Below are 19,002 nucleotides of genomic sequence, written 5' to 3'. Positions count from 1 at the left end.
AGTGCCGGGCCGTTCATGACGAATAATCCCCCGCCAGCGCGCCGAACAGGATCACCGCGGCAGTCGAAGGCGCCCCACCACGGGCAAGCTGCTCGGCGAGCTCGGCAATGGTGGTGCGCACCAGCCGCTCGTCGGGACGGCCGAGGGACTCGGCGACCAGCGCCGGGGTGTCCGCGGCGAGGCCGTGCGCGACCAGTTTTGCGACAAGCGCCGGAAAGGTGCGTCGGCCCATATAGACCACGGTGGTCGCCTCAGGATCGGCCAGCGCCGCCCAATTCAGATTCGGCGGCAACTCTCCGGTGACATCGGCCCCGGTCACGAACTGCACCCGTCGCGAGGTGTGACGCCGTGTCAGGGGAATGCCGGCCTGCGCCGCCGCGGCGCAGGCCGAGGTGACGCCGGGAACGATCTCGTAGCCGATGCCCGCTTCGTGCAGCGTCTCCAACTCTTCTTCGAGCCGGCCGAAAATGCCGGCATCGCCCGACTTGAGCCGCACCACGCGCACCCCTGTTGCGGCATAGTCGACCAGCAGGCGGTTGACGTGATGTTGCTTGGTCGAGGGACGTCCTGCCCGTTTCCCCACCGCGACGAGATTGGCGCCGGGCCGGGCGAGATCGAGGATCGCGCCGGAGGCAAGATCGTCATAGAGCACGACGTCGGCCTCGCGCAGCCGCGCGGCGCCCTTGAGCGTGAGCAGTTCGGGGTCGCCCGGTCCGGCGGAGATGAAGGAGACGAAGCCGCTCACCGATCCTCCGCGATCAGATGGAAGAACGTACCGGTGGCGTGGCCGCGCCGCGAGCCGGTTTCGGCAATGACCGCGCCGGTCGCATCATGCACCACGGCCAGCGGCATGTCAGGCTGCGCGATGATCGTGGAATAGTGGAATTCATGGCCGCGCAGGCGTGCGCCGGGCCGGTGTCCCGGCATCGGCGCGGCGAGTTCGGCCAGACGATAACCGAGATGCATGCGGCGCTTGGCAAAGCTCGTCTCCAGGCCGAGCAAGCCCGTCATCTCGTGGCGGACACCGTCCGCATCGGTCAAAGCGGTGCCCAGCACCATATAGCCCCCGCATTCGCCGTGCACCGGCCGCGTTTCGGCGAAGGCGCGCAGGCCGCTGCGAAAATGCGCATTGGCCGCGATCTTGCCGGCATGGAGCTCGGGATAGCCGCCGGGGAGCCAACACACATCGGCGCTCGCGTCAGGCGCTTCATCGGCGAGCGGCGAGAACGTCGAAATCTCCGCGCCCGCCCCGCGCCAGGCTTCCAGCATATGCGGATAGACGAAGGAGAACGCGGCATCGCGGGCGAGCGCGATGCGTTGCCCCGGCGGCGCCACGTTCAGGCCGTTCACGGCAGGTTGCGGCGACCAGCTGGCCGCAGATCGCAGCACCGCATCGAGGTCGACATGCTCGGCGACGAAGCGCGCGGCCTCGTCGATCAGCTTGCCGATCTCGGCCTGCTCTTCGGCTTGCACCAGGCCGAGATGCCGCTTCGGCAGGCTGATCTCGGCATGGCGCGGCAGCGCGCCGAACACGGCAATCCCGACCTCGTTGAGCGCGTGCCGCACGAGATCTTGATGGCGCGGGCTGGCGACGCGATTGAGCACAACGCCGGCAAGCTTCAATCCGGGGCGATAATCGCGGAGGCCCGCGGCGATAGCCGCCGCCGTCTGCGCTTGTCCGGAAGGGTCGATCACCAGCACCACGGGCCAGCCCAGCATCTCTGCGATATCGGCGGTGGCGCCGGTGCCGGAAACGCCGCGGGCGGCGACGCCGTCGAACAGGCCCATCGAGCCCTCGGCGAGCACGACATCGGCATCCACGCCGCGGCTGACGAGATGGGCGATTGCCCCGCGGTCCATCGCCCAGCTGTCGACGTTGACGGAGGCGCGGCCCGTGGCTGCGGCGTGGAAGGCGGGATCGATGTAATCAGGACCGCTCTTGAAGCACTGCACGTTCAATCCGCGATGACGCCAGGCGCGTGCGAGCGCCAGCGTCAGCGTGGTCTTGCCGACGCCGGAGGCCGGTGCGGAGATGACGAGGCCTGCCGCCATCACGAGGCCTCCGGGAAGCGCGGCTCGGCGCCGACCGGCCGATAGCGGCGGTCGTAATCGGCGGCATAAAGGCGGCTCTCGTCGAAATCCGCAGCTTCCAGCGTCTTGCCGACCAGGATCAGCGCGGTGCGCTCCATCTCCGCGCCAACGGCAGCATCGAGTGTTGCAAGCGTGGCACGGACGATGCGCTGGTCCGGCCAGCTCGCGCGCCAGACGATCGCGACCGGGCAAGCCGCGCCATAATGGGGCGTGAGCTCGGCGACGACATTGTCGAGCAGATGGATCGACAGATGGATCGCGAGCACCGCGCCGGTCGCGGCAAATGCCGCCAGCTTCTCACCCTCAGGCATAGCGCTGGCGCGGCCCGGCGTGCGCGTCAGCACCACTGTCTGGGCAAGCCCGGGCAGCGTCAGCTCGACCTCGAGCGCCGCCGCAGCAGCCGAGAAGGAGGGAACGCCGGGCGTGACCGTGTAGGGAATGCCGAGCGCGCGCAGGCGGCGAAGCTGCTCACCCATCGCCGACCAGATCGAGAGATCGCCGGAATGCAGTCGCGCCACATCCTTGCCCGCCTCATGCGCGGCGGCGATCTCGGCGATGATCTCGTCGAGCGACAGTGGCGCGGTGTTGACGATACGCGCACCGGGCGGACAATGCGCCAGCACGCCCTCCGGCACCAGCGAGCCGGCATAGAGGCAGACCGGACAGGCCGCGATCAGGTCGCGGGCGCGCAACGTCAGCAAGTCAGGCGCGCCCGGTCCTGCGCCGATAAAATGCACCGTCATGCGCCGTCTCCTTCGGCGATCGCGGCGGTCGCCGTGCGATCCTGCGAGACTACGCGCGTCGCAATCAGCCGTGCGCGAGGACCAGCGGCCGCGAGCGCCGCAGCCTCGGCGACCGATCCGGTGCCGAACTTCTCGGTGACGAATTTCGACTGCGTCAAGGTATCGACGCTCGCAAGGACGTCGGCCGGAACAGCCTTGACCGGCACGCCGCACTCACGTGCGAGCTGCAGCAACGGCTCCGCATCGGCCTTGTCGCTGACCGTCGCTATCGCTGTGAGGCCTTCAGGGCCACCTGCTGCGAGTAAAGCTTCGCGCAACGAAGCCAGCGTGACTTCCTTCCTGAAGCCGAGTCCAGCGACCTTCATCGGATCGCCCTCCACTGCACCACTGGCCGTACCGCATCCCATGACCGGTAGCGGCCGAGCGGCGCGGCATGCGCGATCTCGACTCGCATCAGCTCGCCGCCATGGCGCTGGTGAAGCTCGCCAAGCAGCGCTTCCGTCTCCAGCGTCACGGTATGCGCGACCAGCCGTGTGCCGGACGGAAGCCGCGACCAGATCGCATCGAACATCGCGCTGTCGAGACCGCCGCCGATGAAGACCGCATGCGGTGCTTCGAGTGCAGCAACAGCTTCGGGCGCGCTCCCTGTGACGACGGCGATCCGGTGCGAAAGTCCAAACGCCGCTGCATTGCTGCGAATGTTTGCGACGCGATCCTCGCGCGCCTCGATCGCAGTCGCCGCCCCGCCGCACAGCGCCCACTCGACCGAGATCGATCCCGAGCCGGCGCCGATATCCCAGAGACGTTCGCCCGGACGCGGCGCCAGCGCCGAGAGCGCGAGCGCGCGCACCGGGCGCTTGGTGATCTGGCCGTCGTGAATGAACAGATCGTCGGGCAAACCCGAGCTACGGGGAATGCCCTGCGTCCCGATCAGCAATAACGCGACCGCAACAAGATCTCCGGCCATATCCTCGGCAAAGAGATCGACGCGATGCTGGTCAAGGCATTCCCGTGGCCCGCCCAGCGCTTCGAGCGTCCACAACAGCGAGGCGCCCCATCCGCGCTCAGTCAACCATTTCGCGAGGTCTCCGACCGCAGCTGCGTCGCGCATCAGGCAGATGATGCGTGCATCTGTCGCCAAATGCGGCATCAGACGTTCGAACGGCGCCGCATGAAGCCCGATGCAGGTCACGGACTCCAGGCGCCAGCCGAGGCGCGCTGCAGCGAGGGAGAAAGTCGACGGGGCCGGATGCGCGATCCATTCGTCGCCACCGAGTTTCTCGGCGAGAACCGCGCCTGCGCCATGCCAGAACGGATCCCCGGAGGCGAGCACCACCGTCGACCGGCCGCGGCAATTTAGAACGACATCCGCATCGAACGGCACCGGCCATCGGCGGCCCCGGCTGCCGACATTGGCGAGCGCAAGATGACGTTCGCCGCCGAACACGATTTCTGCCGAAGCAAGCGCCTTCCGGCTTGCCTCGGACAGCCCGGCGAGGCCATCTTCGCCGATACCGATGATCGTCAGCCAGGGATCAGCCAAGGAATCAGCCATGACGCGCGCGCTCATACTGGGCGGAACGGCCGATGCGAGCCTGCTCGCAGCGCAGGTCGCGCGCGCCGGGCTTGGCGCCGTGTATTCCTATGGCGGCCGCACCCGCGCGCCTGCCGATCAGCCGCTGCCGACCCGCATCGGCGGCTTCGGCGGCGTGAGCGGGCTTGCCGACTACATCCGCAGCGAAAACATCACGCATGTGATCGACGCGACGCATCCTTTCGCCGCGGAGATGAGCCGCAATGCGGTCGCGGCGTGCGCGCAGACCAGCACGCCGTTGATCGCGCTGGAGCGCGCGCCCTGGACGAGGGCGCCCGGCGACAACTGGATCGAGGTGGCCGATGTCAGCGCCGCAGCCGCCGCGCTGCCCGAGACGCCCGCAAAAGTGTTTCTCGCCATCGGCCGCCAGCACATCGCACCGTTCGCGGCGAAGCCGCAGCACAGCTACACGCTGCGTTTCGTCGATCCGCCGGACGCACCCCTGCCTTTCGCCGCCGATGTGATCGTATCGCGCGGGCCGTTCTTGCTGAACGGCGAGTTGGAGATGATGCGGGAACGCGGCATCGGCTGGATCGTCGCCCGCAATTCCGGCGGCGACGGCGCGCGTGCCAAGATCGACGCGGCCCGCGTGCTCGGCCTGCCGGTGATCATGATCTCTCGACCGGAGCTGCCCGAACGCCGACGGGTCGAGAGCGTCATTGAGGTGATGCAGTGGCTCGGTCATTAGACCTGCCTCGGCGCATAGACCCAGTGGCCGACACGGCGCGTCTGCGAATTCCCGACGATCACCAGCGTGCGCATATCCGCCATCTCCGGTGTCGCGTCGTTCAGCGTCACGGTCACGATCTTCTCGTCGGCAGCGCTGATCGCGCGTGCAAAGATCACGAGGCGCTCACCGCAGCCTGCCTCTTTCAGCACTGCGAGCGCGCGGCCGAATCCTTCTGGCCGGCTTGCCGAGCGCGGGTTGTACATCGCAATGGAAAAGTCGGCTTCCGCCGCCAGCCGCAGGCGCTTCTCGATCACGGCCCATGGCTTGAGATTGTCGGAGAGATTGATCGCGCAGAAATCATGGCCGAGCGGCGCGCCTGCGCGCGCGGCCGCTGCCAGCATCGCCGTGATGCCCGGCAGTACGCGGATCGAAAGATCCCGCCATTGCGGCGCCTGTTCGAGTGCCTCGAACACCGCGGAGGCCATCGCAAAGACGCCGGGATCGCCGGAGGACACGACAACGACCTGCCCGCCTTCGGACGCAAGCCGCAGCGCCTCGCGGGCGCGCTGCAGCTCCTCGCGATTGTCGGAGGGATGCAACTTCAGCCCAGCACGCGGCAGCACGCGCGCGACGTAGGGCGTGTAACCCAGAATATCGGTTGCGGCGGCCAGCGCAGCCGTGACCTCGGGCGTCACCAGCGCATCACTGCCCGGCCCGAGGCCCGCGATGGTCAACGTGCCCGTCATTCGGCGGCGTCCAGGTGCCGGCCCTTGCCGTGCACCAGTACGATCGCGAAATAAGGACAATCGGCACCATCGACCTCGGCGAGCCGCACCACCCGCTCGCCCGGCATGGTGCCGCGCTCGACCAGCCAGGCATCGTCGAGCCGGCCGGCGGATGCGAGCGCGCGCCGCACCTTTGCGAGATTGCGGCCGGTCTTCATCACGACGAGCGCATCGGAATTGCGCATGTGGCGCTCGAGTTCGTCCTCGGTCAGCGTCCCCATCAGCACGGTCGTCACGTCATCACCGAGCGCGATCGGCTGTCCGACCCCATTCCAGCAGCCGACCATGCCCGGAATGCCCGCGATCACCTCGATCTCGACGCGGCCTTGCAGGCGCGTGTGCAAATGCATGAACGAGCCGTAGAAGTAGGGATCGCCCTCGCAGAGCACGACAACGTCGACCGCGCGCGAAAGCCGCGCCAGGCGCTCGGCCCATTCGTCGTGGAAGCCGGCAAGCAGCTGCACGTACTCGGCGCTGTCAAACGCAATCTCCGTCGTCACGGGATATTCCATGGGATATTCGGTGACGTCGGCCGCCAATAGGCCCTCGACGATGCGCCGGGCCTGGCCCGGCCGGCCCTTCTTGCGGAAGTAAGCGACGTGGCTGGCGGCGCGCACGGTGCGATCGGCACGCACGCTCATCAGATCGGGATCGCCGGGGCCGAGACCGCAGCAGATGATGCGTCCCATCGCTATTCGCTCCGGCTCGCCAACGCATTCACGGCGGCAACCGTGATCGCGGAGCCGCCGAGGCGGCCCTCGACGGTCAGCGCCGGCACCGGCGGATTCGCCATCAACGCGGCCTTGGATTCGGCGGCACCGACGAAGCCGACGGGACAACCGATGATCGCCGCGGGCCGCGGGCAATCGCGGTCCTCCAGCATGTTGAGCAGATGAAACAGCGCGGTCGGCGCATTGCCGATCGCCACGATCGCACCGTCGAGATGCGGCCGCCACAGTTCCAGTGCCGCGGCAGAACGCGTGTTGTGCATGGATTGCGCCAGCGCAGGCACGGTCTCGTCGCCAAGCGTGCAGATGACGGCATTCGCCGCGGGAAGCCTTGCGCGCGTAATTCCCTCCGAGACCATGCGCGCGTCGCACAGGATCGGCGCGCCTCTCAGCAAGGCGGCGCGCGCAGCCGTCGCCATGCCGGGCGTGAAGCGGATATGCGCCTCCAGGCCGACCATGCCGGCGGCATGGATCATCCGCACCACCACCGGTTCCTCATCCGGCGTGAAGCGGCCAAGATCGGCCTCTGCCCGGATCGTGGCGAAGGATTGCCGGTAGATCGCCGTGCCATCGGTCTCGTAGGTATGCGGCATCAATTCCCTCCCACCAGAATCGAGGGATCGCTGACGATGTCGGCGCCGTTCAGGCCGCGCAGCACCGGCTCGTCGCGGATCGAGCCGTCACGGACGAGGTCAAATCCGGCGCGGGTCGCAACCAGCGTCACCGCGGCTGTGCCGGAATGGGCGCAGCCCTTGCCGCAGCCGGAGACGTGGAGCCGCATATCGGCGGCGATACGCGGCGCGAGCGCTGCGGCGAGCGCGCGCGTATCGGCATGGGCTTCGCGGCAGCGCGGCGCGCCGCTGCAGGCGATGACGCGCAGCGCCGGATCGAAGGGCTCGGTGATGAGGCCCGGCGCGCTCGGCATCTCGCGCTTGCCTTCGCTCAGCACCATCCGCCACGGCGTCATGCGCAGCGCGTGCCCGCAACCGGCGAACTGCTGCAGCGTCGTATGCAGCATCTGCCCGAACGCGACACCGACCATGGCGCCTTGCGGATAGTGCCCGGGCCGCGACGCGGCCATCACCGGCGCGGGCTCGGTCTCGCCTCGCAGCGATTGAGGCAATGCCGCGCCGGAGGCGATATGGGCCGCCATGCGCCCTCGCCCGCCCGTCGCGCCGCCGGAGTCCAGGAACCAGCTCGCAAGGGCGAGCGCCGTGCTCACCGCCTCGCCACGTGCGACGGAACGCCCGAGCTTTGCGCCGTCGGCCCGCACCAGGAGATGGCCTGTGCGATCGCGCTCGATCCGTATGTCGGCGGAATTGCCGGCGAGCACGCGCGAGGTCCCGTCGTCGATGGCGAAGCCGAATTTCGTTGGAAGCGCGAGTGAGCTATCCCCGAGCACTTCTTCGAGCTCGGCGGCGAGTGATTGAGTCGCGTCGCCAGTGCGCCAGAACGGCGTGACGAGGATGTTGCGACGGGCTTCCGTGGCCGGATCGGGATCGAGCAGCGCCAATCGTGCAAGGCCGTCGATCAACGGCCGATGGCCTTCCTCGCTGACGCCCCTGATCTGCAGATTGGCGCGGCTCGTCACGTCGATCAGACCATTGCCGTGCTGCCCGGCGAGCTCGGCAAGTCCTGTGATTTGTGGTGCTTCGAGCCTCCCACCGAACGGACGCACGCGCACCACGAGCCCGTCGCCCGAGAGCATCGGGCGCAGCGCGCCGGGACACCAGCCCTTGACCGTCGCCGCACTCATGAGGCCTCCCGCAACGCTGCAGCAATCGAATTGCGGCGCGTTTGCCAGAGCGCCGCATCGTGCAGGCGCGCAAAGCAGGTTTCCATCGCCGCGAGTGCGGACGGATTTTCACGCGCCATGAAGGCGCGGACGTCTTCATTGCCGAGCGTCGCATCGTAGTAGAGATCGAACAGATGCGGCGGCACAGCGTCCGCGAGATGAGCGAAAGCGGCCATGTGCTCCAGCGTCGCCGTGATCTCGGCGGCGCCGCGAAAACCGTGACGCATCATCCCGGCGATCCAGCCCGGATTCACCGCGCGTGCACGGACGACGCGCGAGATTTCCTCGGTCAAAGTGCGCGCGTGGGGCTGCTCGGGACGCGTCGCGTCGAGGTGATAGAGCGATGGTCGCGCCGCGCCGAGATGCGCAGCCGCCGCCGCTACACCGGCTTCATGTGCGGCATAGTCGGCCGCGAGCAGCAGATCGGTTTCCGGCAAGTCCTGAACGTGGACAAAGCCATCGGCCGAAGCGAGGCGCTGCTCGATGCCGGCGCGATTCGGCTGCATCTCGCCGTCGGCCGAAAACGCCCATGACGATGCCGACAACCAGGCTTCGCCTGCGGCGTCGCGGGTCTCGGCCGTGAAGTCATCTTGGATCGCCGAGAGGCCGACGCCGTATTGTCCGGGACGCGGGGCGAATACGCGAGAGGCGCGGTGGCGGTACGGATTCTCGTCGCCCTCCTCCGCGCGCGCCGAAAGCGCCTCGGAGGCGGCCTCGAACAGTTGCGCAAGGCCCGAGAAGACATCGCGGAACAGGCCCGAGACGCGCAGCGTCACGTCGATGCGGGGACGGCCAAGCTCGGCCGGCGCGATGATGTCGTAGCCGGTGACGCGGCCGGAGGCGTGATCCCAGCGCGGCGCGAGGCCGGCCAGATGCAGCGCCATCGCAAATTCCTCGCCGGCCGTGCGCATCGTCGCCGAGCCCCAGAGATCGACCACGAGCCCCTTCGGCCAATCGCCATGATCCTGCAAGTGACGGCGCAGCAGCTCTTCCGCAAGCTTGATGCCCTGCGCATGCGCCGACGGCGTCGGCACGGCGCGCGGGTCGACGGCGAAGAGATTGCGTCCCGTCGGCAGCACGTCCTGACGGCCGCGATAGGGCGAGCCCGAAGGCCCCGGCGCAACGCGCTGCCCTGCGAGTGCGGCACATAGCGCATCCCGCTCCGCATCGCCGCAGGCGCCGCGGCCGAACACATGCAGGCCGTCGCCGTACTGGCTCTCCTTGAGATCGCAGACGAAGCGGTCGATACGCGGAATCGCTTCGGCCGGTGCGGCCGACGCATCGAGACCGAGATCGTCTTCAAGGCCCGCCGCGCGCGCCTCATCGCGGATCGCGCCAATCAGCCTCTGGCGGCGCGCGGGATCGAGACCATCAGCGGTCGAATATTCGTCGAGCAGGCGTTCGAGCCGCCGCAATCCCTCGGGCATGGCAGATTTCGCGAGCGTGGGCGGCAGATGACCGATGGTGACGGCCGCTAAGCGCCGCTTGGCCTGCGCGGCCTCGCCGGGATCGTTGACGATGAAGGGATAGATGACGGGCAGATCGCCGATCAGGGCTTCCGGCCAGCACGTGGAAGACAGCGCGACGGACTTGCCGGGCAGCCATTCCAGCGTGCCGTGTGCGCCCATGTGCACGACGACATCACAGGCCTGCTCTCGGAGCCAGAGATAGAACGCGACATAGCCGTGCCGCGGGGTGCGGGTGAGATCGTGATAGCCGCCATCGCGCGCGGCGGCATCGCCACGCTCCGGCTGGACCGCGATGATCGACCGGCCGCACGCGATAGCCGCGAAGTGGAACTCACCATTGCGGCAACACGGATCACTCTCCGGCGTACCCCAGGCTTGCGCGAGATCGTCCTGCAATGCTTGTGGCAGGCGCGCGAGCGCAACGCGATAGTCTGCGACGTTCCAGGTCAAGCCCTGCTTCAGCAGCGTCTCGCCAAGTGCGTGGACCGGCGTGACATCGTAGCCGGCCGCCGCCAGATCGGACACCAGGGCTTCGACCGAAGCCAGCGCATCGAGGCCGACGGCGTGCGCGATCTGGTGCGGTCGCCCCGGATAGTTCGAGAGCACGATCGCCAGCCTCTTGTCGGCAGCCGACGTCTCGGCGAGCCGTTGCCAGGCCGCGACACGGGCGGCGATGGCCTTCACGCGCTCTTCATCCGGCCCGTGCGCAAGATGCGAAAATTGCAGATCGGGATCGCGCTGCGCGGCCGATTTGAAACTCACCACGCCCGCGAACAGCCGGCCGTCGACCTCGGGCAGCACCACATGCATCGCGAGATCGCCGGGCGACAGGCCGCGCAAGGACTCCACCCAGTCTTCGCGCCGGGTCGACGAGAGCGCGACCTGGAACACGGGACATGACGCGGCGTCGAACGGCGTCGTACCATCGTCACCAAGGGCTGAGAACGCCGTCGCATTGACGATTGCGGCCGGAGGATTTTGCGCGAGATGCGCCCGCAACCAGTCGGCGACACCTGGAGCCTTCAACGAGGTGACGAACGCGCCGCAGGCATCAAATCCCTCCTCACGCAGCGCAGCAATCAGCGCATCGACCGGGCTGGTATCCGCGGCTGTGAGGTAGGAGCGATAGAATGTCACCAGCGCCCGCGCCTTGCCGTCACCGCCCACCGGCGCAGCAACGCCGCCGCGCGCCGGATCGTAAAAGCCCATCTCAGGCACGGTCGTCTCGCCGATGACGGGCCCTGCATAGAGGCCCGAGGCCAGCGCAAGCTGCGCAATCGCCGCTTGCGCAGCCACCGGGCCACCGGTGTCGCAGAGCACCTTCAGCCGGCGCAGCGTCGAGACCGGCAGCGTCGAATACGCATCGAGCCGCGTGTCGTCGCGGCCGTCGGCCGGCAGTACGGCCAGCACGATCTTGCGATCCTTGGCGAGCTGCTGCAGGACCGCAAGGCCATAGGACCAATAGGACTCGCCGCCGATCAGGCGAACCAGAATGCCGCGCGCCTGCGACAGCGTGCGCTCGATATAGGTGTCGACCGATAGCGGATGACGCAATTCCGCGAGATTAGCGAGCCGCAGCGTCGGCAGGCTGTCGCGGCCGCGCCGCCAACCGGCCGCGAACGCCGCAAGGTCGGAATCCGAATACGAGAGCACCACGAGATCGGCCGGGTCCTGGCCGATGTCCCTTGGCGTCGCGGTCTCCTCGAGACCGCGGCTCTCGCGGAAAACGACATGCATCAGATGCCAGATCCTGAAAGACCAAGTCCTGCCTTGATCGCGGCCTCGTCGATATCACCGTGCTCGCCGATCACCACCAGCTTCGACTGCCTGATGCCCGCCCCCCATGGCTTGTCGAACTGGTGGCGCACGCGCTCGCCGACCGCTTGCAACAGCAACCGCATCGGCTTGCCCGCAACCGCGATATAGCCCTTGGCGCGCAGCACGTTCTGCTCGCGCGCCAGACGCTGGACGGATGCGACCAGCGCATCGACGTCGGTCACCTCTGGAAGATCGATCACCACAGAGTTGAAATCATCATGCTCGTGCTCCTCCTCGCCGTCATGATGCGAGGGGCGCGCGGCGAGATCATTCTCTGCTGCAGCACCGAGGCCGAGGATGACACGCGCATCGATCGCGCCGTCGGTGATCGCCAGCATCGGCACACGTCGCGGCATCTCGGCGGTGATCGCCGCCTTGGCTGCTTCGATGCCGGCCGCCCCCGCAAGATCGGCCTTGGTCAGCAGCACGATATCCGCACAGGCGATCTGGTCCTCGAACACTTCCGACAGTGGCGTCTCGTGATCGAGACTTTCATCGGCCGCGCGCTGCGCTTCGACAGCAATCGGATCCGGCGCAAAGCGACCAGCGGCGACAGCCTCGGCATCGGCGAGCGCGATCACGCCGTCGACCGTGATGCGCGAGCGGATCTCCGGCCAGTCGAACGCCTTCAGCAACGGCTTGGGCAGCGCCAGGCCCGATGTCTCGATCAGGATGTGATCGGGCCGCACCGGCCGCGCCAGCAGTTTCTCCATGGTCGGAATGAAATCGTCGGCGACGGTGCAGCAGATGCAGCCATTCGCGAGCTCGATGATGTTCTCCTCCGGGCAGTTCGCGTCGGCGCAGGACTTCAGTATCTCGCCATCGACGCCCTCGCTGCCGAACTCGTTGACGAGCACCGCGAGCTTCTTTCCGTTGGCATTGCTGAGCAGATGCTGGATCAGCGTCGTCTTGCCAGAGCCGAGGAAACCGGTGACCACAGTCACCGGGACTTTTGCGAGCGAGCTCATTCGGCGGCCTCCGGCACGACGGCAACAGGGGGAATGCGGGCAAGCGACTGCTTGCGGAAGATTTCCGGTCGGCTGCGCCACGGCACGAGCCCGTCGGGAGCGGCGGCATAGGCCGCAGCGCCCGCGACCACGTCCTTCGCATTGGCGTCTGAGAGGCGGCCATAGACGTAAGACCACCGGCCCGGCGCGCTCAATGCGACCGAGCAGCCCTGATTGCAGGCCGACAAGCACTCGACGGGAACCACATGGACGCCCTCGGGCACGCCGGCCTCGAGGATCGCGCCATGCAGGCGCTTGCCGGGCGTGGTCTCGCCCTCGCCCAGCGTCTCGCCGGCGCGGCAGGTGATGCAAACGTGAAGTGTGACGGTCATCGCTCTTCCAGATTAAACGGCGGAGGCGATGAGGCACACGGACCATTCTTCCGAAGGCCCGCTTCCCCGTCGCGGAACACCCCGTCCGCCGGTCCAAAAATCGTCCGCGCTGGCAGGTCTCCCGGCTTGCGGAGCAGGGTTTCCCCTTCGATCCCCGCCTTCCCGATCCCAGGGGATCAGTGGCATCGGGCATCTCTCCGGTCACGGTCGCGGGGGCGGCTGCATTTTGGAGCCAAATCTTGCCGATTCGGACCCTATCGCATTCCCTCTTCGCCTGTCATAGGACAGGAACCAACACCGGGTCACCATTTGCCGGTGGCCGCCACTTGTCAAGCCGAAGGACCGGGACCGATGACGCCTGAACCGGATACGAAAACGGCCGAGGAAACCGACGCCCGCCACGCCACGAAAATGGCGAAGAAGAAGGCCGCCCGCGACAGGATCATGGCCACCAAGAGCGGCGAAAAGGGCCTCATCATCGTCCACACCGGCGCCGGCAAGGGCAAGTCGTCCTCGGCCTTCGGCATGATCGTTCGCTGCGTCGCCCATGGCTTTCCCTGCGCGGTCGTGCAGTTCATCAAGGGCGCTTGGGACACCGGCGAGCGGCGCCTGCTCACCGGCCATTTCGGCGACCTCTGCCAGTTCCACGCGATGGGTGAAGGTTTCACTTGGGAGACCCAGGACCGCACCCGTGACATCGCCGCCGCGCGCGCCGGCTGGGAAAAGGCCAAGGAACTGATCCGCGATGCGAGCTTGCGGATGGTCGTGCTCGACGAGATCAACATCGCGCTGCGCTACGATTATCTCGATATCGCCGAAGTGGTCGAATTCCTGACGACGCAGAAGCCTGAGATGACGCATGTCGTCCTCACCGGGCGTAACGCCAAGGACGAGCTGATCGAGATCGCCGATCTCGTCACCGAGATGACGCTGGTCAAGCACCCCTTCCGCTCCGGCATCAAGGCGCAGGCCGGCGTCGAGTTCTGAAGCCGATGAGATTGAATTCAAATGCTGCGCCGAGGGAAGCGTGCTCCCTCCCCCGCTTGCGGGGGAGGGCTGGGGAGAGGGTGTCTCCGCAATCGAGAACCCCCAAGAGGAGAAAGCCCTCACCCGGCGCGTCGCGCCGACCTCTCCCGCAAGCGGGAGAGGTGCACCAAGCGCGTAGCCGCTTGATTCAACTCAATCCCATTCCGCTTTAGAAGGCGACGATGGCACGCGCATTGATGATCCAGGGGGCCGGCTCGGACGTGGGCAAATCGCTCATCGTCGCCGGCCTTGCGCGGGCCTTCACGCGGCGCGGCCTGCGCGTGCTCCCCTTCAAGCCGCAGAACATGTCGAACAACGCAGCCGTCACTATCGACGGCGGCGAGATCGGCCGCGCCCAGGCGCTGCAGGCGCTTGCCGCCGGCGTCGAGCCGCACACCGACATGAATCCGGTGCTGCTGAAGCCCGAGACCGATGTCGGCGCACAGGTGATCGTCCAGGGCAAGCGCATCGCGACCGCGCGGGCACGCGACTACGCGGCGATGAAGCCGTCATTGATGGCCGCCGTGCTGGAGAGCTTTGAGCGGCTGAAGGCGCGAGCCGACCTCGTGCTGGTCGAGGGCGCCGGCAGCCCGGCCGAGGTCAATTTGCGCAAGTCCGACATCGCCAACATGGGCTTTGCGCGCAAGGCGGATGTACCGGTCGTACTGGTCGGCGACATCGACCGCGGCGGCGTCATCGCTCAGCTCGTCGGCATCAAGACTGTGATCGAACCCGACGATGCCGCGATGATCCAGGGCTTTGTCATCAACAAGTTCCGCGGCGATCCCACACTGTTCGACGACGGCTACCAGCTGATCGCGCAAAAGACCGTATGGCGAGGCTTCGGTGTGCTGCCGTGGTTTGCGCGCGCGGGCGAACTGCCAGCTGAAGACGCGCTCGGCCTGAGCGACGCGCGCAAGCCGGGCCAATGCAAGATTGCTTGCCTCGCGCTGTCGCGGATCGCCAATTTCGACGATCTCGATCCGCTCAAGCTCGAACCTGGCGTCGACCTCGTCATGGTGCGCCCGGGCCAAGCGATCCCGGGCGATGTACGCCTGGTGATCATCCCCGGCTCCAAATCCACCCGCGGCGATCTTGCCTTCCTGCGCGCGCAGGGCTGGGACATCGACCTGCTCGCACATCACCGCAGGGGTGGCCACGTGCTCGGCCTCTGCGGCGGCTATCAGATGCTGGGCCGCAGCGTCGCCGACCCCGAAGGCATCGAAGGGCCCGCCGGCGACACGGCGGGGCTCGGGTTGCTGGATGTAGGGACGGTGATGAGCCCGCAGAAGACCCTGACACGGGTCGCGGCCGTGCATGCCGCCACGCATCAGCCGATCGAGGCCTACGAAATCCACATCGGCCGTACCGACGGACCGGATCGCGCCCGCCCGTTCGCGAAGCTGAACGGCGAGCCGGAAGGTGCGATCTCGCGCGATGGCCTCGTGCAGGGCAGCTATCTGCACGGCCTGTTCACATCGGATGATTTCCGCAAGGCGTATCTGGCCAGGCTCGACATTCCCGCGGGCGACGAACCCTATCACGCCCGGGTCGAGAGCGCGCTCGACGCGCTGGCCGATCACATCGAAAAGCATCTCGACGTGGAAGGCCTGCTCGCGCTAGCCCGCTAGAACCTCGGCAACGCGTGTCCATTCGGCCTCGCTGCCCGGAAGCCCGAGGCGCAGCCATGTCGGCTTCTGCGCGAACACGCGCGACCAGATCTGGCCACGCGCGAGCTTCTCCTGCGCGGCGAGTGCGTCGGGCATCTCGTACAGACGAAACAGTGACGCACCGCCGACAAGCCGCCAGCCTTGCGCTCGCGTCATCTCGTCGAGCCGGACACAATCGCGCACAAGACGCGCTGACGTCGCTTCGGCCCAGGCATCGTCGCGTAGGGCGCGGCTGCCAATCGCGATCGCGGTTCCGGAGACCGGCCATGGGCCCGACATCGCGATGAGCCTGGCGATGTCCGCGGCATTGCCGATGGCGAACCCAAGGCGCAGGCCGGCGAGTCCGTAAAACTTCCCGAACGAGCGCAGGATCAGCAACCCCTGCCGGTCCGCTTCCGACGCGAGCGACAGCTGCGGAACCGTGTCTGCAAAACTCTCGTCGATCACGAGACGGCCGACGCGTGGCAGCAGCGTCAGCAAATCCTTCGGTGTATGACACCGGCCATCGGGATTGTTGGGGTTGACGACGATGGCGAGGTTCGCGCCCGCCAGCGCGTCGAGCTCCGCGACCTCCTGCACATCCCAGCCAGCAGCCGACAGCACGCCAGCATATTCATTGTAGGTCGGCGCGAGGATGTGTGCGCGTCCGCGCGGCGCCAATTGCGGCAGCATTTGAATGACGGCCTGGGCGCCGCCCATTGCGACGATCGGCGCGCTCGTGCGATAGGCGTGCCGCGCAGCTTGATGCAGGGCGTCAATCTCGGCTCGCGACGGCAGCGTGCTCCACGCCCGCGCGCTCACCTCGCCGACGGGATAAGGCAGCCGGTTGATCCCTGTCGACAGATCGATCCAGTCTTCCGCGCGTCCGCCAAAACGCTGCTGGGCCAGATCGAGATTTCCACCGTGCTCGCGCATGCCCCGTTCTTTCACGCGAAAGCCAGGATCGCAAGGAGGCCTGCGAGCAGCAGCATGGTGTGGCGGTAGACCGTCAGTGCCTCTGCGATGTCGGCGGCGCGCGGATCGCGCGCGCCTTCGTTCAGCCAGGGCTCGTTCGTGGTGCTGCCGTGATAGATGCGGGGCCCGCTGAGCCGCACGCCAAGCCCGCCCGCCATCGCGGCCTCCGGCCAGCCGGCATTCGGCGAGCGGTGACGGCGTGCGTCGCGAGTCATGCACGATAGCGCGTCGGATCGCCGCGGTGCCAGCAGCACGAACAGAAAGCCGGTCAGCCGCGCGGGAATGAAGTTCGCGACATCGTCGATCCGCGCCGCCGCCCAGCCGAACGCCTCGTGCCGCTCGCTGCGATGGCCGATCATGGAGTCGAGCGTGTTGATCGCCTTGTAGCCGAAGATACCCGGCAGGCCGAACAGCGCGCCCCAGAACACCGGCGCCACGATGCCGTCGGAGGCATTCTCCGCAAGGCTCTCGATCGCCGCGCGCGCGATGCCGGCCTCATCGAGCGCTGCGGGATCGCGACCGACGATGCGCGAGACCGCGTCGCGCGCGGCGGCGATATCGCCAGCCAGCAATGGATCCGCGACGGCGGCCACATGATCATGCAGCGAGCGCAGCGCGACCAGCGGCCATGCCATGACGCCGAGCAGCGCGATCTGGATCCAACCCGAGGGAAGCAGGACCTGAAGCACCCAGCCGACCGCAACGGAGAATGCGATCACCACGAGCGCGCCGGCGATGCCCGCGCCACGGCGAAACGCCGGCGGATCTGACGCGCGATTCCACCCGGAATCAATGGCGCCGATGATCCGCCCGAGCCAGGTCACGGGATGGCCCATCCGCACGAACAGCCACGGCGGCCAGCCCAGAAGGGCATCAACCGCCATCGCCACCACCATCGCGCCCGCAAAACCCACACCTGCCTCCTGTCTCGCCCCTGTTGCGCAAAGCAAGGCCCGAGCGCAAGCCCCTGCCCGCGTGATTTCGGCTTTGTCTTTGGCCGCGTTTGGTGATTAGTCAGGCTCTCGGGAGACCTGCATGGCCATCATCTTGATCACAGGCGGAGCGCGATCGGGCAAGAGCAAGCGTGCGGAAATGCGCACGCGCACCTTCCCCGGGCAGCCCGTCTACGTCGCGACGGCCGAGGCGCTCGATGCGGAAATGGAGGCGCGCATCGCCAAGCATCGCGCGCGGCGCGAAGCCGACTGGATCGAACGCGAGGTGCCGCTTGATCTTGTCCCCGCGCTGGTCGCGACAGATGGCGGCGGTGCAAGACTGGTGGACTGCCTGACGCTGTGGCTCTCCAACCTGCTGCATGCGGAGCGCAACTGGGAGCACGAGGTGAACGCGCTCGCCGCCGCCCTGCCCAGTTTGAAAAGCCCCATCGTCTTCGTCACCAACGAGGTCGGTCTCGGCATCGTGCCCGACAACGCGCTGGCGCGGCGCTATCGCGACGCCGCCGGAATCATGAACCAGGTCATCGCGGCGGCGTCCGACGAGGTCGAGTTCGTCGTTGCCGGCCTGCCGATGAAGCTGAAATGATGGCGCGCGTCGAATTTCTGAATAACGTCGTCGCCGATGTCAGGATGGCGGCCTCGTTCGTCACGATTCTCCCGGTAGCATCGTCGAAGCCGGCGGCTGACGGCGCCGTGGCGCGTGCGTCATGGGCTCTGCCCGTGGCCGGACTGCTGGTCGGCCTTGCCGGCGCGTTCGTCTATGAGGTCGCCACCCGCTTCGGACTGGCGCCGAACCTTGCCGCCCTGCTCGCTCTCGCCACGACCGCCCTCGTCACGGGCGCGCTGCACGAAGACGGTCTCGCAGATACCGCCGACGGGCTCGGTGGCGGCCGCACGCGCGAGCGCAAGCTCGAGATCATGCGCGACAGCCGGATCGGGACCTACGGCGTCTGCGCGCTGATCCTGTCGTTCGGCCTGCGCTGGAGCGCGCTCGCCGCGATCGCCGATCCCTTGCTGGTGGCATTTGCGCTTTGCGCCGCACACACCGCTGCCCGCGCAGGCGTGCCGGCCTTCATGGCACTGGTACCGCCGGCCCGGCCTGACGGGCTGTCGGCGAGCGCGGGATCGCCGCCGGGCCGCAGCGTCGCCATCGCCTTGGCTCTTGGAACGCTCGCGCTGGCTCTCGCGTTGGGGCCGGGCAAGGCGCTGGTCGGCCTGGTCCTGCTGTCGCTCGCCGGCCTGTTGCTGGCGCGGCTTGCCGTGCGTCAGATCGGCGGGCAGACCGGCGACATCCTCGGTGCATTCGAGCAGATCGGCGAGATCCTCATTCTGCTCGTAGCCGCATCCTTCCGGATGGGAGGCTGACT

The 19,002-nt window shown here is 67.6% G+C and carries 19 protein-coding genes and 1 riboswitch; of the genes, 5 read left to right on the top strand and 14 right to left on the bottom strand.

What is annotated here, in order from left to right; translation table 11 throughout:
• Positions 1-13 precede the first annotated feature (13 nt).
• Genes cobA through cbiE form a run of 5 tightly spaced genes read right to left on the bottom strand, consistent with a single transcriptional unit; the run spans position 14 to position 4,377 of the window.
• The gene (cobA, locus tag IVB24_RS17470) at positions 14-745 is read right to left on the bottom strand and encodes a uroporphyrinogen-III C-methyltransferase (protein ID WP_247773903.1); all 732 of its coding nucleotides are present in this window, start codon (positions 743-745) and stop codon (positions 14-16) included.
• On the bottom strand, positions 742-2,052 hold the full coding sequence (locus tag IVB24_RS17465) for a cobyrinate a,c-diamide synthase (protein WP_247773902.1): 1,311 nt from the start codon (positions 2,050-2,052) through the stop codon (positions 742-744). The genes cobA and IVB24_RS17465 overlap by 4 nt, the downstream gene beginning before the upstream one ends.
• Positions 2,052-2,834, bottom strand: a complete 783-nt coding sequence (gene cobM / locus IVB24_RS17460; RefSeq protein WP_247773901.1) for a precorrin-4 C(11)-methyltransferase — start codon at positions 2,832-2,834, stop codon at positions 2,052-2,054. Before cobM ends, IVB24_RS17465 begins: the two co-directional genes overlap by 1 nt.
• Positions 2,831-3,199, bottom strand: coding sequence for a cobalamin biosynthesis protein (locus IVB24_RS17455; protein WP_094975125.1), 369 nt, complete (start codon positions 3,197-3,199; stop codon positions 2,831-2,833). Before IVB24_RS17455 ends, cobM begins: the two co-directional genes overlap by 4 nt.
• Positions 3,196-4,377, bottom strand: a complete 1,182-nt coding sequence (cbiE, locus tag IVB24_RS17450; RefSeq protein ID WP_247774114.1) for a precorrin-6y C5,15-methyltransferase (decarboxylating) subunit CbiE — start codon at positions 4,375-4,377, stop codon at positions 3,196-3,198. Before cbiE ends, IVB24_RS17455 begins: the two co-directional genes overlap by 4 nt.
• 10 nt (positions 4,378-4,387) lie before the next feature.
• Between cbiE and IVB24_RS17445 the strand changes: the two genes are divergently transcribed.
• Complete coding sequence (locus IVB24_RS17445; RefSeq protein ID WP_247773900.1) at positions 4,388-5,116, top strand: cobalt-precorrin-6A reductase; 729 nt, start codon at positions 4,388-4,390, stop codon at positions 5,114-5,116.
• On the opposite strand, the gene cobJ is transcribed toward IVB24_RS17445, so the two are convergent.
• From cobJ to IVB24_RS17410, 7 genes are read right to left on the bottom strand one after another with little or no spacing between them, the layout of a single operon-like run.
• Positions 5,113-5,844, bottom strand: a complete 732-nt coding sequence (gene cobJ, locus IVB24_RS17440; RefSeq protein WP_247773899.1) for a precorrin-3B C(17)-methyltransferase — start codon at positions 5,842-5,844, stop codon at positions 5,113-5,115. The genes IVB24_RS17445 and cobJ overlap by 4 nt on opposite strands.
• Positions 5,841-6,572 (bottom strand): precorrin-2 C(20)-methyltransferase, encoded by a 732-nt coding sequence (locus IVB24_RS17435; RefSeq protein WP_247773898.1) that lies wholly within the window; start codon positions 6,570-6,572, stop codon positions 5,841-5,843. Before IVB24_RS17435 ends, cobJ begins: the two co-directional genes overlap by 4 nt.
• Positions 6,573-6,574: 2 nt before the next feature.
• Complete coding sequence (locus IVB24_RS17430; RefSeq protein WP_247773897.1) at positions 6,575-7,204, bottom strand: precorrin-8X methylmutase; 630 nt, start codon at positions 7,202-7,204, stop codon at positions 6,575-6,577.
• Positions 7,204-8,367 carry a precorrin-3B synthase gene (gene cobG / locus IVB24_RS17425; protein ID WP_247773896.1) on the bottom strand — a complete coding sequence of 388 codons (1,164 nt, stop codon included), beginning with the start codon at positions 8,365-8,367 and terminating at the stop codon, positions 7,204-7,206. Before cobG ends, IVB24_RS17430 begins: the two co-directional genes overlap by 1 nt.
• Positions 8,364-11,612, bottom strand: coding sequence for a cobaltochelatase subunit CobN (gene cobN / locus IVB24_RS17420; RefSeq protein WP_247773895.1), 3,249 nt, complete (start codon positions 11,610-11,612; stop codon positions 8,364-8,366). Before cobN ends, cobG begins: the two co-directional genes overlap by 4 nt.
• Entirely contained in the window at positions 11,612-12,661 is a 1,050-nt protein-coding gene (gene cobW / locus IVB24_RS17415; RefSeq protein ID WP_247773894.1) for a cobalamin biosynthesis protein CobW, read from the bottom strand. The genes cobN and cobW overlap by 1 nt, the downstream gene beginning before the upstream one ends.
• On the bottom strand, positions 12,658-13,032 hold the full coding sequence (locus IVB24_RS17410; RefSeq protein WP_140478287.1) for a DUF1636 domain-containing protein: 375 nt from the start codon (positions 13,030-13,032) through the stop codon (positions 12,658-12,660). Before IVB24_RS17410 ends, cobW begins: the two co-directional genes overlap by 4 nt.
• Before the next feature lie 93 nt (positions 13,033-13,125).
• Positions 13,126-13,343, bottom strand: a riboswitch (cobalamin riboswitch).
• 40 nt (positions 13,344-13,383) lie between these two features.
• Between IVB24_RS17410 and cobO the strand changes: the two genes are divergently transcribed.
• Complete coding sequence (gene cobO, locus IVB24_RS17405; protein ID WP_247773893.1) at positions 13,384-14,019, top strand: cob(I)yrinic acid a,c-diamide adenosyltransferase; 636 nt, start codon at positions 13,384-13,386, stop codon at positions 14,017-14,019.
• Positions 14,020-14,240: 221 nt separating this feature from the next.
• Positions 14,241-15,689 carry a cobyric acid synthase gene (locus IVB24_RS17400; RefSeq protein ID WP_247773892.1) on the top strand — a complete coding sequence of 483 codons (1,449 nt, stop codon included), beginning with the start codon at positions 14,241-14,243 and terminating at the stop codon, positions 15,687-15,689.
• Here IVB24_RS17400 and cobD read toward each other — a convergent pair.
• Both cobD and cbiB read right to left on the bottom strand, forming a co-directional pair.
• Entirely contained in the window at positions 15,678-16,643 is a 966-nt protein-coding gene (gene cobD, locus IVB24_RS17395; RefSeq protein WP_247773891.1) for a threonine-phosphate decarboxylase CobD, read from the bottom strand. The genes IVB24_RS17400 and cobD overlap by 12 nt on opposite strands.
• Before the next feature lie 11 nt (positions 16,644-16,654).
• The gene (cbiB, locus tag IVB24_RS17390) at positions 16,655-17,596 is read right to left on the bottom strand and encodes an adenosylcobinamide-phosphate synthase CbiB (protein WP_247773890.1); all 942 of its coding nucleotides are present in this window, start codon (positions 17,594-17,596) and stop codon (positions 16,655-16,657) included.
• Between the two features lie 121 nt (positions 17,597-17,717).
• Here cbiB and cobU point away from each other — a divergent pair, with 121 nt between their 5' ends.
• Together cobU and cobS are read left to right on the top strand one after the other, a co-directional pair.
• Complete coding sequence (gene cobU, locus IVB24_RS17385; RefSeq protein WP_247773889.1) at positions 17,718-18,221, top strand: bifunctional adenosylcobinamide kinase/adenosylcobinamide-phosphate guanylyltransferase; 504 nt, start codon at positions 17,718-17,720, stop codon at positions 18,219-18,221.
• A complete protein-coding gene (cobS, locus tag IVB24_RS17380; RefSeq protein WP_247773888.1) occupies positions 18,218-19,000 on the top strand; it encodes an adenosylcobinamide-GDP ribazoletransferase in 783 nt (260 codons plus the stop codon). The genes cobU and cobS overlap by 4 nt, the downstream gene beginning before the upstream one ends.
• Positions 19,001-19,002 lie beyond the last annotated feature (2 nt).

This window comes from Bradyrhizobium sp. 192 (assembly GCF_023100965.1).
Lineage (GTDB): Bacteria > Pseudomonadota > Alphaproteobacteria > Rhizobiales > Xanthobacteraceae > Bradyrhizobium > Bradyrhizobium symbiodeficiens.
The sequence above is the reverse complement of the archived record's forward strand: the minus strand, read 5'-3'. Positions and strand labels throughout refer to the sequence as shown.